12 protein-coding genes are annotated in these 15,716 nt (G+C 71.3%); 8 read left to right on the forward strand and 4 right to left on the reverse strand.

Annotation, left to right across the window (positions count from 1 at the left end; all coding sequences use genetic code 11):
- Positions 1-32 precede the first annotated feature (32 nt).
- Genes FHR33_RS33295 through FHR33_RS33305 form a run of 3 tightly spaced genes read left to right on the forward strand, consistent with a single transcriptional unit; the run spans position 33 to position 3,017 of the window.
- Entirely contained in the window at positions 33-593 is a 561-nt protein-coding gene (locus tag FHR33_RS33295) for an RNA polymerase sigma factor (protein ID WP_183656207.1), read from the forward strand.
- The gene (locus FHR33_RS33300) at positions 586-1,452 is read left to right on the forward strand and encodes a hypothetical protein (RefSeq protein ID WP_183656210.1); all 867 of its coding nucleotides are present in this window, start codon (positions 586-588) and stop codon (positions 1,450-1,452) included. The genes FHR33_RS33295 and FHR33_RS33300 overlap by 8 nt, the downstream gene beginning before the upstream one ends.
- Positions 1,453-1,463: 11 nt before the next feature.
- Positions 1,464-3,017, forward strand: coding sequence for a heparinase II/III domain-containing protein (locus tag FHR33_RS33305; protein WP_312895832.1), 1,554 nt, complete (start codon positions 1,464-1,466; stop codon positions 3,015-3,017).
- A 104-nt stretch (positions 3,018-3,121) separates the two neighbouring features.
- Here FHR33_RS33305 and FHR33_RS33310 read toward each other — a convergent pair whose 3' ends face one another.
- The 3 genes from FHR33_RS33310 to FHR33_RS33320 are packed head-to-tail and all read right to left on the reverse strand — an operon-like array spanning position 3,122 to position 6,198.
- Complete coding sequence (locus FHR33_RS33310) at positions 3,122-4,645, reverse strand: tripartite tricarboxylate transporter permease (RefSeq protein ID WP_183656216.1); 1,524 nt, start codon at positions 4,643-4,645, stop codon at positions 3,122-3,124.
- Positions 4,646-5,224, reverse strand: a complete 579-nt coding sequence (locus FHR33_RS33315) for a tripartite tricarboxylate transporter TctB family protein (protein ID WP_183656219.1) — start codon at positions 5,222-5,224, stop codon at positions 4,646-4,648. It abuts the gene before it with no gap.
- Positions 5,224-6,198, reverse strand: a complete 975-nt coding sequence (locus FHR33_RS33320) for a Bug family tripartite tricarboxylate transporter substrate binding protein (protein WP_183656222.1) — start codon at positions 6,196-6,198, stop codon at positions 5,224-5,226. Before FHR33_RS33320 ends, FHR33_RS33315 begins: the two co-directional genes overlap by 1 nt.
- A gap of 136 nt (positions 6,199-6,334) precedes the next feature.
- On the opposite strand from FHR33_RS33320, the gene FHR33_RS33325 reads away from it, so the two are divergent.
- The 3 genes from FHR33_RS33325 (at position 6,335) to FHR33_RS33335 (ending at position 10,589) form a co-directional block, all read left to right on the forward strand.
- Positions 6,335-7,876, forward strand: coding sequence for an ATP-binding protein (locus FHR33_RS33325; RefSeq protein WP_183656225.1), 1,542 nt, complete (start codon positions 6,335-6,337; stop codon positions 7,874-7,876).
- Complete coding sequence (locus FHR33_RS33330; protein WP_183656228.1) at positions 7,873-8,526, forward strand: response regulator; 654 nt, start codon at positions 7,873-7,875, stop codon at positions 8,524-8,526. Before FHR33_RS33325 ends, FHR33_RS33330 begins: the two co-directional genes overlap by 4 nt.
- Before the next feature lie 74 nt (positions 8,527-8,600).
- Positions 8,601-10,589, forward strand: a complete 1,989-nt coding sequence (locus tag FHR33_RS33335) for a VanW family protein (RefSeq protein WP_183656231.1) — start codon at positions 8,601-8,603, stop codon at positions 10,587-10,589.
- Here FHR33_RS33335 and FHR33_RS33340 read toward each other — a convergent pair whose 3' ends face one another.
- On the reverse strand, positions 10,590-11,654 hold the full coding sequence (locus tag FHR33_RS33340; protein ID WP_246452256.1) for a PQQ-dependent sugar dehydrogenase: 1,065 nt from the start codon (positions 11,652-11,654) through the stop codon (positions 10,590-10,592). It abuts the gene before it with no gap.
- Positions 11,655-11,692: 38 nt separating this feature from the next.
- Here FHR33_RS33340 and FHR33_RS33345 point away from each other — a divergent pair, with 38 nt between their 5' ends.
- Together FHR33_RS33345 and FHR33_RS33350 are read left to right on the forward strand one after the other, a co-directional pair.
- The gene (locus FHR33_RS33345) at positions 11,693-12,601 is read left to right on the forward strand and encodes a 2-hydroxyacid dehydrogenase (protein ID WP_183656237.1); all 909 of its coding nucleotides are present in this window, start codon (positions 11,693-11,695) and stop codon (positions 12,599-12,601) included.
- Positions 12,602-12,904: 303 nt separating this feature from the next.
- Positions 12,905-15,550 (forward strand): putative bifunctional diguanylate cyclase/phosphodiesterase, encoded by a 2,646-nt coding sequence (locus FHR33_RS33350; protein ID WP_376773303.1) that lies wholly within the window; start codon positions 12,905-12,907, stop codon positions 15,548-15,550.
- Positions 15,551-15,716 lie beyond the last annotated feature (166 nt).

Consider the following 15,716-nt stretch of genomic DNA (forward strand, 5'->3'; position numbering starts at 1 on the left):
CTATCGACCGCTTCGCACACGGAAGGCCACCCATGACCGCAGCCGCGGTGCATCAACCGGATCTCGCCGACCCCGAGGGCTTCGGCGAGATCTTCGACGCCCACTTCGGGGAGATCCACCGGTACGTCGCCCAGCGACTCGGCCCCGATGACGCCGAGGACGTGGTCGCCGAGACCTTTCTCACCGCCTTCCGCAAACGCGGCCAGTACGACCCCTCCCGCGCCAGCGCGAGGACCTGGCTGTACGGCATCGCCACCAATCTCGTCGGCAAGCACAGGCGCTCGGAGACACGCGCGCTCAGAGCCCTCGACCGCCTGCCCCGCGACCGCGACGTGCAGGGGCTCGCGGAGGGCGTGGCCGTGCGGGTGAGCGCGCAGAGCCTCGGGCCGAGCCTGGCAGGCGCGATCTCCAGGCTGAGCAAGGGCGACCGGGACGTGCTGCTGCTCGTCGCGCTCGCCGGGCTCTCCCACGAGGAGATCGCCTCAGCGCTCGGCATTCCCTACGGCACGGTCGGCTCCCGGCTGAACCGCGCGAGGAAGAAGCTCCGCAAGGCCCTTGGCGGCACCAACCCGATGGAGGGCGAGCATGGATGAGCTGAAGAAGGTGCGCGAGCTGTACGGGGAGCCGTCCCTGGATCCCGAGGTCAGGGCGCGGGTGGCCGCCAGGCTCGACGCCGAGCGCGCCGCGCCCGCCAGGAGGAGAGGGTGGCGCAGGTCCGCGCCGCCCGCCGGCCGCCCACGGGACGACCGCGCGCCCGGCAGGGCGGGGACGGCCAGGACCGGGCGGGCGGTCAGGGCGGCGAGGTCCTGGTGGGCGCCGATCACGGCGGGGGCCGCGATCGTCGTCATGGCCGCGGTGGCCTTCGTCGGGCCCAGGCTCGTGACAGACGAGGGAGAGGGCGTCCTGCTGGCCGCCGCCGGCGTGGTGGAGACCAGGCCCGCGACGAAGGGCGCCTACTGGCACGTCAAGCGGGTGCTCAACGGGTCGGACGTCAGGCACCTGTGGGTGGCGAGGGACGGCCGTGCCTGGACCAGCCAGGGTGCGGGCAGGCCCGTCCCCTTCACCGGCAAGGGCCCCTTCACGATGGACGGCCACGAGCTGACGATCGCCCAGATCGAGGCGCTGCCCGACGAGGTTGGGCCGCTGCTGGCGAAGGTGCACGCCATCCTCGGGGACGTCTCCGAGGACGAGCGCGAAGGGGTGGTCGCCGACGCGATCACCGGCCTGCTGTGGAGCAAGCCGGCCCCTCCCGACGTCCGCGCCGCCGCCTACCGGGCCCTGGCGGGCCTGTCCAACGTGCGGTACCTGGGCAAGGGGACCTTCAGCTACGACGTACGAGGGGTGCGCCGCGAGCTGGTCATCGACCGGCGCAGCGGCCAGGTCCTGCGCGCGACCACGGGCCAGGCCACCGAGGCCGTGCTCGAAGCGGGATGGACGGACGTCAAGCCGTGAAGCGCGCGCTCGTGTTGATCATTCTTTGCGTGCTCGCGGTCGGCTGCCTGGTCAGGCCGGACGAACCCAGCCTGGCGGCGGCGAGAGGACGGCCGATGTGCGACAGGACCCAGTTCGCCGCCGCCGACGTGATGCGAGGGCCCATCTCCTTCGTCGGCCTGCCGCCCGTGGAACTCGGCGTGGACGTCGACTGGCGGATGGACCCCTACCGCAACCGCTCCTGGGCGCTGAACCTGCACGCGTTGCGCTGGGTCGGCCGCCTCGTCGTCGCCTACGAGACCACGGGCGCCGCTGACGCGCTCAGACGCGCGGAGGGGACCGCCCATGACTGGGTGCGCGACAACCCCCGCGGCGGGGCGGGGATCAGCGAGTGGGCGTGGGCCGAGCATCCCATCGCCCTGCGCGCCCCCGCGCTGGTCTGCCTCAGCACCCATGTGAAGGCCGAATGGCTGTCGGACACGCTGGTCGAGCACGCCGAGGTCCTGGCCGACGCCTCGCTCTACGAGGGCGGCCACAACCACGGCCTCGACCAGGACATCGCGCTGCTGGGCATCGGCTGCAGGCTCGACGTGGCGAAGTGGCGCGACCTCGCGCTGCGCAGGATGACGGAGTCGGCCAGGCGCGCCATCGACGGGCAGGGCACCCTGCAGGAGCAGGCCCCGCGCTACGGCGTCTACGTCCACCAGCGGCTGGGCGTCGCCTTCGCCGCCATGAAGGAGTGCGGTCTGCGCATCCCGAAGGAGCTGTCCACCAGGCGGAGGGCGCTCGAGTCGTACGTGGGGCACGCCATCCAGCCCGACGGCCGCCTCACCGCCATCGGGGACGGCCCCGCCGACATGCGTCCCAGCGGCTTCCGCCGTCCTGACTCCACGGTCGGGGTGTTCGACGGCGGCTACGTCTTCGGCAGGAGCGACTGGTCGCGCGAGGCCGCCTTCTACTCGATCAGGTTCGGCCCGCCGCGCCGCTACCACGGCCACGAGGACCACCTGAGCGTCACCTACCAGGCCAAGGGGCGCGACGTGCTGGTGGAGGCAGGCTTCCACTCCTACGAGAGGGCGGCCTACCCCCGCTGGACCGTCACGCCCGAGGCGCACAACGTGCCCGTGGTCGAGGGCGCCGCCTTCCGCCCGGGTACGGCGACGCGCCTCACCGGCTCCTCCATCACCCCTACGAGGCAGACCTACGAGCTCACCGACGACGCGTACGGCGTGAGCCGTACCAGGAAGGTGCTGGTCAACCACGGCACGGACGTGCTCGCCGTCCTGGACGAGGTGCCCGAAGGCCACCGGCTGCGCAACCTGTGGCACCTGGCTCCAGGGCAGCGGCCCACGCTGGTCCAGTTCGAGATGCCCACGTGCCGCCGGATCGGCGGTCAGCGGGAGGGCGTGGGGGAGATCTCGCCCGGCTACCTCAAGCGGGTCAAGACCGTCACGATCACCTCGCCCGCCGCCAGGTCGCTGCTGACGGTGATCGTGCCGGGAAGGGCGCGGGTGAGCTGCGACGGCGGGACGGTGACCGTCCGGAGTCGTGACGGCTCGGTGGCCTTCCCCTCGGGGATCCGCTGACGAAGCGGTCCGGACGCCACGGGGCCCCGCCGGCTGGACGGGCCGGCGGGGCCTCGACGTCTTGTCCCAAGAACCACAGGGGAGATGCCCTGGCGGACCTCCCTTTACTCCACCCGTGACCCAGGTGTGACCGCTTCGACGTGACGCCGTGCCCACAGCCGCCTGAACAGCGGCGTCAGCAGGGCGAGAGCCGCCAGGGCGAGCAGGGTGGCCGCGATCGGGCTCTTCACCAGGACCGTCACGTCACCCGCGCCGATCGCCAGCGCGCGGCGCAGCTGGATCTCGGCCATCGGGCCGAGGATCATGCCGATCACCGCGGGGGCGATCGGCAGGCCGAAGCGGCGCATGGCGTAACCGAGCAGGCCCAGCACGAACAGCACCACGAGGTCCACGATCGAGCTCTTCAGCGCGTAGACGCCCAGCGCGGCGAACATGACGATGCCCGCGTAGAGGTAGGGCCTCGGGATGCGCAGGACCCTCGCCCATAGCGGGGCCAGCGGCAGGTTCAGCACCAGCAGCATCGCGTTGCCGATGAACAGAGAGGCGATCATGCCCCACACCAGGGCGGGGTTGTGGTCGAACAGCTGGGGACCCGGCTGCAGGCCGTACTGCTGGAAGGCGGCCAGCATGATCGCGGCGGTGGCGGAGGTGGGCAGGCCGAGCGTGAGCAGCGGCACCAGCGTGCCGGCCGCCGAGGCGTTGTTGGCGGCCTCGGGGCCCGCCACCCCCTCGATGGCGCCTTTGCCGTACTCCTCCTTGGCCACGCCCTTGGCGAGCTTCTTCTCCGTGGCGTAGGACAGGAAGGTGGGGATCTCGGCGCCTCCGCCTGGCAGCGCGCCGAAGGGGAAGCCGAACGCGGTGCCGCGCAGCCACGGCTTCCACGAGCGGCCCCAGTCCGAGCGGCCCATCCACGCCGCGCCCACGGGGACCACCTCGGGGGTGGCGTGACGCAGCCTGGAGGCGACGTAGAGCGCCTCGCCCAGCGCGAACAGGCCGACCGCGACGACCACCACGTCGATGCCGTCGAGCAGCTGATCGATGCCGAGGGTGAGGCGGGCCTGCCCGGTCTGCTCGTCGATGCCGACCAGGCCGATGACCAGGCCGAGGCCGAGGGAGGCCAGGCCGCGGACCATCGAGCGCGACAGCACGGAGGAGATCGCGGTGAAGGCCAGGATCGCCAGCGCGAAATAGTCTTCGGGGCCGAAGGAGATCGCGAAGTCGACCACCAGCGGAGCGGCGACGACCAGCAGCGCCGTGGCGATCGTGCCCGCCACGAACGAGCCGATGGCGGCCGTCGCGAGAGCCTGGGCCGCCCTGCCCCTCCTGGCCATCTTGTTGCCCTCGAGCGCCGTGATCATCGAGGACGACTCGCCGGGCGTGTTGAGCAGGATGGAGGTGGTGGACCCGCCGTACATGCCGCCGTAGTAGATGCCGGCGAACATGATGAACGCGCTGGCGGGAGGCACGGTGAAGGTGATCGGCAGCAGCAGGGCGACGGTCATGGCGGGGCCGATGCCTGGCAGGACGCCGACCAGCGTGCCGAGCGTGACGCCGACGAGCGCGTACAGCAGGTTGACGGGGGTCAGCGCGGTGCTGAAGCCCTCGAGGAGCAGCTGGAACGACTCCACTCAGATCACCCCCTGCAGGAGGCCGCCCGGCAGGGTGACGCCGAGGCCCCTGACGAAGGCCACGTAGGTGACCACGCCGAGGACCACGGCCACGATCGCGGCCTTGACCTTGTTGTCGGCGCCCAGGGTGACGGACAGGCCGAAGAAGAGCAGCGAGGAGGCGACGATCCAGCCGAGGGTGGTGAGCAGCGCGGTGAAGGCCAGGAAGACGCCGCTGACCAGGCCGACACTCCTCCAGTCCGCGGGGGCGTCGGCGTCGATGTCCTCGCTCTCCTCGGGGTCGCCCCTGCCGCCGCGCAGGACGTCGAGGGTGTAGAAGGCGCCGATGACGATGAGGGCGCTCCCGACCAGGATCGGGAAGAACCTCGGGCCGAGGCCGAGCGCCGAGCTGGCGGCGCTGACGTCGAGAGTGCCGACGATGACGAGCACGCCCAGGACGAAGACGACCAGGGAGAGGCCGAGCTCGGGCCGCCACCAGGCGTGCCGCTTCGCCTCTCCTGGGCTGCCCGCGGACGGGCCGCCTGCGGGTGGAGGGACGGCGCCGCCGGGAGCGGCGCCGTCATCGTACGGCGAGGACATCAGGAAACGAGCCCCATCTCGGCGATGACCGCCTTGACGCGCGCCTGCTCGGCGTTCAGGTAGTCGGTGAACTGCTGGCCGGTCTGGAAGGCGTCGATCCAGCCGTTCTTGGCCACCGCGTCCTTCCACGCCTGCGAGTCGTGCATCTTGGTCACCAGGTCGGTCAGCGACTTCTTGTCGGCGTCGCTCAGCCCGCCGGGCGCGACGAACCCGCGCCAGTTGGCCAGCTCGACGTTGAGGCCGCCCTCCTTCAGCGTGGGCGCGTCCACCGAGTCGATGCGGGAGGGCGAGGAGACGCCCAGCGCCCGCAGCTTGCCGGACTTCACGTGCTCGGCGAACTCGCCGACGCCCGAGACGCCGATGGTGACCTTGTTGCCGAGCAGCGCGTTGAGCGCCTCTCCGCCACCCGAGTGGGCGATGTAGTTGACCTGCTTGGGGTCGACGCCGCCTGCCTTGGCCATCAGCCCGGCCAGGATGTGGTCGGTGCCTCCGGCAGAGCCGCCCGCGACCGACACCTTGGCGGGGTCGGCCTTCCACGCCGCGACCAGGTCGGCCAGCGTCTTCAGCGGCGAGTCGGCGGGCACGACGACGATCTCGTACTCCTCGGTCAGCTTGGCGATGGGCGTGGTGTCCGCCAGCGTGACCTTGGACTTGTTCTGCTCGATCGCGCCGACCATGACCAGGCCCATGGTCATGAGCATGTTGCCGTTGCCCTTCTCACCCGCGAGCTGGGCCAGGCCGATCGTGCCGCCGGCGCCGGGCACGTTGAAGACCTCGACCTTGCGCTGTGGGTCGACGGACTTGAGCGCCTGCTCGGCCGTACGGGAGGTCTGGTCCCAGCCGCCGCCGACCGCCGCGGGCGCCATGATGCGCAGCGCGCTTGTTCCGCCACTGCCGCCCGTGCCCTGGTCGCCGCAGCCGGTCAGGGCCGCGATGGAGAGGGCGGCAATTGTGGCAAGTATGCGGAGTTGCATGATCACTCCAAAGCGGGGGGTCACAATCTCGAATACTGGATGGTGAAACGGACATCCCCCCACGTCGAGTGTTTACGCGTTTGCCGTCGTAAAGGTCATATTGGTCGCGACCCCCGCGTGACCTCCTGATGCTTCCATGGGCCGTGTGAGACTCGGCACGCAACTCTTCGTGCTGCAGATGGTGATCGTCGTCCTCGCCGTCAGCGGCACCGCTGTCGTGTGGGCCCAGCACACCCGCACCCAGCTCGATTCGCAGTACCAGCAGCGGGCGCTGGCGATCGCCGAGGCGGTGGCGGGGATGCCTCAGGTGCGCGCCGCCTTCGCCGTCCAGGATCCGGCCGCTCTCCTGCAGCCCATCGCGGCGGGCGTGCAGCTGGAGACCGGCGCCGACTACGTGGTGATCGCCAACAGGGAGCAGAAGCGCTACGCCCACCCCAATCCCTCGCTCATCGGCAAGCGGCTGTCCACCGACGGCTCGAAGGTGTTGCTGACGGGGCAGAAGTGGGTCGGCGTGCAGACGGGGACGATCGGCACCACCGTCAGGGGCAAGGCGCCGATCTACGACGAGTACGGCACCGTCATCGGCCTCACCTCGGTCGGCGTGCTCGTGGAGAAGGTCGACGCCCAGGTGGGGGCGGTGCTGGCACCCCTGCTCTACACGGCGCTCGCCGTCCTGGTGGCGGGCTCGGCGGCGGCCGCGCTCATCGTGCGCAGGGTGCGCAGGCAGACCTTCGGCCTCGAGCCGGGAGAGATCGCCAAACTGCTGGAGCAGCGCGAGGGCGTGCTGCACGGGGTCAAGGAGGGCCTGCTCGCCCTCGACATGGAGGGCAGGGTGACGCTGGTCAACGACGCCGCCCGCGAGCTGCTCGGCGGGGTCGGCGCCGACCTGACCGCGATGCCGGTCTCCGAGCGCATGCGCGACGTGCTGAGCGGGGCCGACCCCGGCGAGGACAGGATCGTTCTGCAGGGCGAGCGGGTGCTGGTGCTCAACCGCACCCCCGTGTCCGTGCGCGGGAAGCAGCGCGGCTGGGTGATCACCCTGCGCGACCGCACCGAGCTGGTACGGCTGGCCCGCGAGCTCGACTCGGCCAGCTCCACCACCGAGGCGCTGCGCGCCCAGGCCCACGAGTTCGCCAACCGCATGCACACCGTGGTCGGCCTGCTGGAGCTGGGCGAGCACGACGCCGCGGTCAGCTTCATCACCAGGACCACCCGCAACACCTACGCGACAGGCATCCGCGACCGGGTCGCCGACCCCACGCTGGCCGCGCTGCTGCTGGCCAAGTCGGCGGAGGCCGCCGAGCGCGGGGCGACCCTGGTGCTGTCCGACGACACGTGTGTTCCCGAGGGCGTGATCGACGACCCGCAGGACGCCGTGCTCGTGGTCGGCAACCTGGTCGCCAACGCCCTCGACGCGCTCGACGGCGCGCAGGGCACGATCGAGGTCTCGGTACGCGCGACGGAGGAGGGGCTGAGCGTGCGGGTCGGCGACTCCGGCCCCGGCATCACCCCCGACCTGGTCGAAGAGGTGTTCAGGGAGGGGTTCACCACCAAGGCGGCGCACTCGGGGCCGCGCGGGCTCGGGCTGGCGCTCACCAGGCAGGCGTGCATGCGCAGGGGCGGCTGGGTGCGCGTCCACAACGCGGGGGGCGCCGTGTTCACGGCGTTGCTGCCATGACCTTCCGCGTGCTCGTCGTCGACGACGACTTCATGGTGGCCCGCATCCACAGCGGCTACGTGGCCAAGGTGCCGGGCTTCGAGGTCGTCGGCACCGCCCACACCGGCGCCGCCGCCCTGGAGGCGGTGGCCGAGCAGCGCCCCGATCTGGTGCTGCTCGACATCTACCTGCCTGACATGTCGGGGCTCGAGGTGCTGAACAGGCTGCGCGGCGTGGACGTCCTCATGATCAGCGCGGCCCGCGACCTGCCCACGGTCAGGGAGGCCATGCGCGGCGGCGCGATCAGCTACCTGATCAAGCCCTTCACCGCCGCCGCGCTGGCCGAGCGGCTCACGCAGTACGCCGACACCCGCAGGCAGCTCACCACCATCGGTCCCGAGGTACGGCAGGACGACATCGACCGCCTCTTCGGCGTGGTCAGGGCGCCCCTGCCCAAGGGCCTGTCCTCGGCCACGTGCGCCCTCGTCGCCGACGCGCTGCGCCAGGCGGCCGGCGATCTCTCGGCCACCGAGGCCGCCACGCTGACCGGGCTGTCGCGGGTCAGCGCCCGCCGCTACCTCGAATACCTGTGCGCGGCCGGCCGGGCCGAGCTCAGGCCCAGGTACGGCACGACGGGCCGCCCCGAACACCGTTACCGCTGGATGTCCTGATTCAAGGTACATATCGCACCAGGAGTGCCTTACTGTTTCCTGTGGGAGAGCAGCGATGGGGAGGAGTTTGAGGCGTGGCGAACGCCCGACCGATCGATCCACCGACCGACCCGTTCGCCTCGGTGCCCACGCCACCTCCGGGTAACGGCAGGAAGCCCAGAATGGGCGGGCTGCCGCCTGGCGTCTCACCCGACATCTACGGCCCGGGAGCCCAGCGTGGGCCGGCCCCTGTCGGGCCCGGCGCACTGCCGCCCGTGGCGCACACGCCCCAGCCGTGGCCCATGAACGAGACGCAGCGCCACGACGCGCCGCCGCCTCCCCCTCCCGCCTTCGGCCACCAGGACGGGCCTTCGGAGCCGCCGCCCCCGCGGCAGCGGCAGGGACGCCGCCTGCTTCCCACGATCGCCGTCGTGCTGGGCGTGCTGGTGGTGCTGGCCTACGTCGTCCCCGCGGTGGTCATGTCGGGCTCCGTGCTGCGCGGCACCAAGGTCGGCGGCGTCGACATCGGCGGCCTCACCGTGACCGAGGCGGCCGACAGGCTCAGGGACGAACTGGCTCCCAAGGTCGAGCTGCCGCTCGCCGTCGAGGTGAACGGCCGCAAGGAGACCATCGAGTCCGACGAGGCGGGCGTCGAGCTCGACGTCGTCGGCACGATCGAGCAGGCGCCCAGCGGCTTCCCCAACCCCGTCGAGGTGTGGCGGGCGCTGACGGGCACGACCGAGATCGACCCGAAGGTCTCCGTGGAGTCCGCCCAGCTCGCCAGGACCGTCGAGACGCTGGCCGCCAAGGTCGACCAGAAGGCCAGAGAGGGACGCGTCGCCTTCAAGGGGACCCAGCCCGTCTCGGTGACCCCGCGCGACGGCGTCGTCCTCGACCAGGAGGCCGCGGTCAAGCTGATCAGCGAGGGCTTCCTCAAGTCGCGTGAGACCGTGTCCCTCCCCGTCAAGGTCGACCAGCCCAAGACCACGCCCGCCGCGGTCAAGGCGGCCGCCGCCACCGCCGCCGAGGCGGTGTCCGCGCCGATCACCCTGACCAGGGACGGCAAGCAGGCGCAGATCCCCGTCGCCGTCATCGCCGCCAACCTCACCTTCGTCTCCGACGGAGAGGGCGGGCTCGAGCCCCGCTTCGACGCCAGGAAGGCGCTGAGCGGCATCGAGAGCCAGCTGATCGACGCCGCCCAGGCGCCGCGCGACGCCACCTACGACGTGGTCGGCGACAAGCTCAAGCTCATCTCCGCGCGCAAGGGCAAGGGCGTGGACGACAAGAGGCTCGCCACGGACGTGGCCAAGGCGCTGCAGTCGGGCGGCAGCCGTACGATCCCCGTGGAGCTGGCGGTCGTCGCGCCGCGGCTGACGGACAGCGAGCTGCGCCAGATGGGCATCAAGGAGAAGGTCGCCTCCTTCACCACCCAGCACCCCTGCTGCCAGAACAGGGTGACCAACATCCACCTGATGGCCGACGCGGTCGACGGCCACATCGTCAAGCCAGGAGAGACCTTCTCCATCAACGGCCTCGTGGGCGAGCGCACCGCCGCCAAGGGCTACCTGCCCGCCGGGCAGATCGTCGCGGGCAAGATGGAGGACGGCGTCGGCGGCGGCGTCTCACAGTTCGCGACCACGATGTACAACGCGGCCTACTTCGGCGGATTCCAGGACGTCGAGCACCTGGCGCACATGTTCTGGATCTCCCGCTACCCCCCGGGACGCGAGGCCACGGTCTTCTGGCCCACGGTGGACCTGAAGTGGAAGAACGACTCCGAGTACGGCGTGCTGGTCAAGACCTCCTACACGGGCTCGTCGATCACCGTGACGCTGTGGAGCACCAAGCGCTACGACAAGGTCGAGTCGATCACGGGGCCGAAGAGGAACGTCGTGCCGGTGGTCCGTGAGCAGGACGACAGCCCCGACTGCAAGCCGACCGAGGGACACGAGGGGTTCACGATCGACGTGACCCGCGTGATCACCGACGAGGGCGCGGAGGTCAGGCGGGAGAGGAAGACCACGACCTACCGCATGGAGAAGCTCATCACCTGCGTGAAGCCGCCCTCCGACGACCTCGAGTAGTCAGCCGACGGGCACCGACATGATCCGGTCGTCGCCCTGACGGGCGTCGCCCCTGCCGTCCTTGTTGCTCGTGCCGACCCAGAGCGACCCGTCGGGGGCGAGGGTGACCGCGCGCAGCCTGCCGTGCTCCCCCTGGAGACGGTCGGCGGGACGGCCCGCCGAGCCGTCGGCGTCGAGCGGCACCTGCCACAGCCGCTCGCCCCGCAGCGCGCCCACCCACAGCGAGCCCTCCGCGTACGCCATGCCCGAGGGGGAGGCCTCCGAGGTGCTCCACGTGACGATCGGGTCGACGTAGCGGGAGTCGTCGCCGACGCCCTCCACCTCGGGCCAGCCGTAGTTGCCTCCGGGCTTGATGAGGTTGACCTCGTCGAAGGAGTTGGCGCCGAACTCCGAGGCGTACAGCCGCCCGGAGGCGTCCCACGCCAGGCCCTGCACGTTGCGGTGACCGTAGCTGTGGACGAGGGAGCCGAAAGGGTTGCCAGGCGCGGGCGCGCCGTCGGTGGTCATCCTCAGGATCTTGCCCGCCAGCGAGTCGCGGTCCTGGGCCAGCCGACTCTCGCCGGTCTCGCCCGTCGTGGCGTAGAGGAAGCCGTCGGGGCCGAAGGCGAGCCTGCCGCCGTTGTGGATGCCGCCCTTCGGGATGCCCTCGACGATCACCTTCCTGTCCGAGAGCTTGTCACCGGACAGGCGGTAACGGACGATCCTGTTGTCCGAGGCGGCGGTGTAGTAGAGGAAGACCTGCTCACCCCGCACGGCCACGCCCATCAGGCCGCCCTCGCCGTCGGGCTCGACGCCTTCGACCTCCCCCAGCGAGGTGACCCGCCCCGCGGCCGTCACCCTCAGCAGCCTCGCGCTGTCGCGCTCGGTCACCAGCGCGTCGCCGCCCTCGGTGAAGGCGATCGCCCACGGCACCGACAACCCCTCGGCGACGGTGCGGGGACCACCCGGCGTGGTCGCGGGCCGAGCCGTGCCCGCGGGGTTCGCGCCACCACCGACCTCCGCGGGCGCCGCCGCGCACCCCACGGTCGCGACCACCATCATCATGATCACAAGCCAGACCCTCATGTGTCCCATACTGACCCTCTGCCCATAAAGTTCGGCGTATGAAGATCTGGGTGCCCTCCGAGGCGGCTGCCGACGTGCTGACCGACCTGCCCGACGTCGAGTGCGTCGTCTACGACGGCAGGGGTCCTGCCCCCGACGGAGCCGACGAGGTCGAGGTGTGGATCCCGCCGCTGATCCCCGTTCCCGACATCCCCGGGTTGATGGCGGCGATGAAGCGGCTGAAGCTGGTGCAGACCGTGACCGCGGGCGTGGAGCCGTACCGGCCGCACCTGCCGCACGGAGTGACACTGTGCAACGCCCGCGGCGTGCACGACGCGGGAACCGCCGAGTGGGCGGTCGGCGCGATGATCGCGGTGCTGAGGGAGTTCCCCGGCTTCGTCGACGCCCAGCGCAGGGGGGAGTGGACCTACCACCACACCGGTGTGCTGGCCGACGCGAAGGTGCTGATCGTCGGGTACGGCTCCATCGGCGCCGCCCTCGAACGCAGGCTCGAGGGGTTCGAGGTCGAGGTGGTAAGGGTGGCCAGGACGGCTCGCGAGGGCGTCCACCCGATGGAGGAGCTCGAAGGACTGCTGCCCGAGGCCGACGTCGTGGTGCTGCTCGTGCCCGCCACCTCCGAGACGACGGGCATGGTCGACGCGGCCTTCCTGGCGAGGATGAAGGACGGCGCGCTGCTGGTCAACGCCGCCAGGGGCGCGGTGGTCGTCACCGACGCGCTGGTGGCCGAGCTCGACTCGGGACGGCTGCGCGCCGCCCTCGACGTGAGTGACCCCGAGCCGCTGCCCGAGGGACACCCGTTGTGGAACGCGCCAGGAGTGCTCATCACCCCGCACGTGGCAGGCAGCACGCCGGCCTCCACCCGCAGGTCACTGCGGCTGATCCGCTCCCAGCTGCTGCGCTATCTGGCCGGCGAGCCGCTGAACAACGTGATCACCGAGTCGTACTGACGGGAAACGCGCAGGTGGGAGCGCCGCGCGTTTCCCGTCAGTACGGACAAAGGGAATCCGGAACGTGTCTGCCCCGTGACCTTCGGTGCGTACGGTGGGCGTCATCGAGGAAACCACGACAGCAATCGCTGACCCGTTGTCAAGGAGATCTTCGAGTGAAGTGGTCCTCATGGTTATCAGATCGGTGACGACTCCCGGGTTGTCACCACCCGCGTACCCCGGAGCGCACACACTGGCGATGTGCGACTGCCGACCTCCGGCAGTCACGTGAGCTGACTCGACACGGGATGGGCAACGACATTGATCCGCTGGCGTGATCCACGGGCGCCGCTCGCCGTCGCAGCCGCGACAGGCGTGGCGGGGCTCGCCGCTGCGCTCCTCGCGGGCGCGCCGGCCCTGGCGACCGGAGCGGTCGCGGGCGGGATCGCCGCGCTGCTTGCCGCGCTCTCGCTCCTGCTCGCCTCGGTCAGGACGGCGCCCGCGCACCGGCCGGCCGCGCGCTGGCTCGGCTCGGGCGCGGTCGTCTGGCTCCTCGGCGTGGTGCTGCGTCCCGTCGCCGAGGGCTCCAGCCTGGTGGTCAACTTCGCCGACCTGCTCGTGCTCGTGTCGATCGTGCTGCTGGCCGGCGGATGCGTGCTGGCGGCGGGCAGGCCCCTGCACGCCCGCGCCGTGCTGCGCCATCTCACCGACGCCTACCTGTGCGCCGCCGCCCTGTTCCTGATCAGCTGGGTGGTCGCGCTCAGACCGCTCTACGCCGACGTCGGCGACTCGTCGACCTTCATGATCGTGCTGTTGCCCGCGCTGGTCAGCCTCATGGTGACCTGCGCGGTCGGCCCCGTGGTCATCACGGCCAGATCGCCGATCCGGCCGCTTGGCCTGGCCGGCTTCGCCGTCCTGGCCGCCGCCTCGACGGGCGAGCTGGCCGCGGCGGTGGCGAGGCTCGGCGGCGTCGATCCGCCGAGGTGGAGCCTGCTGCTGGCGCCCGTCGCCTTCCTCCTGCTCGCCGCCCTGCCCTGGAGCGGCAGGACGAGCAGGGTCGTCCACGCGAGCCCCGAGGAGTCCAGGCCGCGCGCGGGCCACGTGACCGCCACCCTGATCTCCGCGGTGCCGCTCGTCCTGGTGGTGATCGCCGCCGGCGCGCTGGTCGTCAACCTGCACGGCAGGCCGGTGACGGGCGTCGCGCTGGTCGCCGCCTCCGTGGTGGTCATCCTGGTCATCCGCGTGTTCGTGCTGATCACCGCCAACGCCCGCATGCGCCACCTGGTGTCACTGGGCGACCGCCAGCTGAGAGAGCTGGCCGAGAGCACGGGCGACGTGGTCCTGCTGTGCGACTACGAGGGCGTGGTCCACGAGATCGGCAGCGGGGTGGAGGTGACCTACGGCTACCACCCCGACGAGCTGGTCGGCGGCTCGATCTTCGACTACATCCACCCCGAGGACGTGCCGGGCATCCAGCTCGCGCTGCGCCAGATGGGCCTCGACGAGGACCCCGTCGCGCCCGGCGCCTGCCTGATCGCCTGCAGGGTCAGGGCCGCCGACGGCACCTGGCGGCCGACCGAGTCGGTGGCCACCCGCCACGTCCGCGGCGAGGAACTGCTGCTCGTCACCACGCGCGACATCAGCGACCAGGAGGCGCTGCGCAACCAGGTCGCGCACCTGACCTTCCACGACGGCGTCACCGGGCTGCCCAACCGCTCCTACTTCGAGGAGCGCACCCGCGAGGTGCTCGAGGGCAGGCTGTCCGGGCGCACCGCGGTCATCTTCCTGGACCTCGACGGTTTCACCTCGGTCAACGACTCGGTGGGCCACGCCAGCGGCGACTACCTCCTCGGGCAGGCCGCCAGGCGGCTTCGCGGGGCCGTACGGCCCGACGACACGCTGGCGCGCTGGGGCGGCGACGAGTTCGCCGTGCTGGTGGAGACAGGGCCGGAGGCCGCCCAGGTGGCGGTCGACGTCGCCGAGCGGCTGGTGCGGGCGGTCTCGCAGGAGCCGTTCAGGGTGGCCGACCGCGACGTGGCGCTGACGGCCAGCGTGGGCGTGGCCTTCGCCGAGGACGGCGTCCCCGCCGGCGACCTGATCCGCAACGCCGACGTGGCGATGGCCAGGGCCAAGGAGCTCGGCGGCCGCAGGGTCGAGGTGTTCGCCGCGCACATGCACGCCGACGTGGTGCGCAGGCTGGAGCTGGCCGCCGACCTGCAGCGGGCGCTCATGGAGAACCAGTTTGCCATCGAGTACCAGCCCGTCGTCGACCTGGCCACCTCGCGGGTGACCGCGGTCGAGGCGCTGGTGCGGTGGTGGCGCGGCTCGGTGTTCGTGCCGCCTGAGCAGTTCCTCGGCCCCGCCGAGGACACCGGGCTGATCGTGCCGCTGAGCGAGTGGATCCTGCGCGAGGCCTGCCGCGAGGTGGCCGCATGGCGCGCCTCCTCCTGGGACATCGGGCTCTCGCTCAACCTGTCGGCCAGGCAGATCACCGCGCCCAGGTTCGTCGAGACGGTCGCCGAGGCGCTGGAGGAGAGCGGCCTTCCCGCCTCGGCGCTCACCCTCGAGGTGATCGAGGAGATGCTGGTCGAGGACGCCGAGGAGACGATCAGCAGGCTGTCGGAGCTGCGCTCCCTCGGCGTACGGCTGGCCATCGACGACTTCGGCACCGGCTACGCCTCGCTGGCGTTCCTCCGGCAGCTCCCCGTGGACATGATCAAGATAGATCCGTCGTTCGTCTCAGGGCTCGGACGCGACGAGACGCTCACGCTGCTCACCCGCACCATCGTGCGGCTCGGCGGCGATCTCGGGCTGATCGTGGTGGCCGAGGGCATCGAGCGGCCCGAGCAGCTCGAGCTGCTGAGAGAGATGGGCTGCACCCGAGGTCAGGGCTACCTGGTGGCCAGGCCGATGGCGGCGCGCGGGGTCGACTCCCTCATGCGGACCAACCTGACCAGTCTCGGATCGTGAGACTCGCGTTTCACCAGGTTGACATGCACTGCCCGGGAGCGGCTATGGTGGACCCCATGCTTCGCAGTGAGATTCTCGTAGTACTTCGCCGGCGCGCAGGCCGTTAAGCGAAGCACTTCGACCTGCGCGCCGCCCCGAGTCCCACAGATCCGTGGGAGAGGGGCAT

It is taken from the genome of Nonomuraea dietziae (assembly GCF_014195505.1).
GTDB classification, from domain to species: domain Bacteria; phylum Actinomycetota; class Actinomycetes; order Streptosporangiales; family Streptosporangiaceae; genus Nonomuraea; species Nonomuraea roseola.

Excerpts from the sequence above, each read along its gene's own strand:
- FHR33_RS33295 (WP_183656207.1), top strand. The coding sequence starts at position 33 with ATGACCGCAGCCGCGGTGCATCAACCGGATCTCGCCGACCCCGAGGGC.
- FHR33_RS33300 (WP_183656210.1), top strand. The coding sequence starts at position 586 with ATGGATGAGCTGAAGAAGGTGCGCGAGCTGTACGGGGAGCCGTCCCTG.
- FHR33_RS33315 (WP_183656219.1), bottom strand. The coding sequence starts at position 5,224 with ATGTCCTCGCCGTACGATGACGGCGCCGCTCCCGGCGGCGCCGTCCCT.
- FHR33_RS33320 (WP_183656222.1), bottom strand. The coding sequence starts at position 6,198 with ATGCAACTCCGCATACTTGCCACAATTGCCGCCCTCTCCATCGCGGCC.
- FHR33_RS33325 (WP_183656225.1), top strand. The coding sequence starts at position 6,335 with ATGGGCCGTGTGAGACTCGGCACGCAACTCTTCGTGCTGCAGATGGTG.
- FHR33_RS33330 (WP_183656228.1), top strand. The coding sequence starts at position 7,873 with ATGACCTTCCGCGTGCTCGTCGTCGACGACGACTTCATGGTGGCCCGC.
- FHR33_RS33340 (WP_246452256.1), bottom strand. The coding sequence starts at position 11,654 with ATGAGGGTCTGGCTTGTGATCATGATGATGGTGGTCGCGACCGTGGGG.
- FHR33_RS33345 (WP_183656237.1), top strand. The coding sequence starts at position 11,693 with ATGAAGATCTGGGTGCCCTCCGAGGCGGCTGCCGACGTGCTGACCGAC.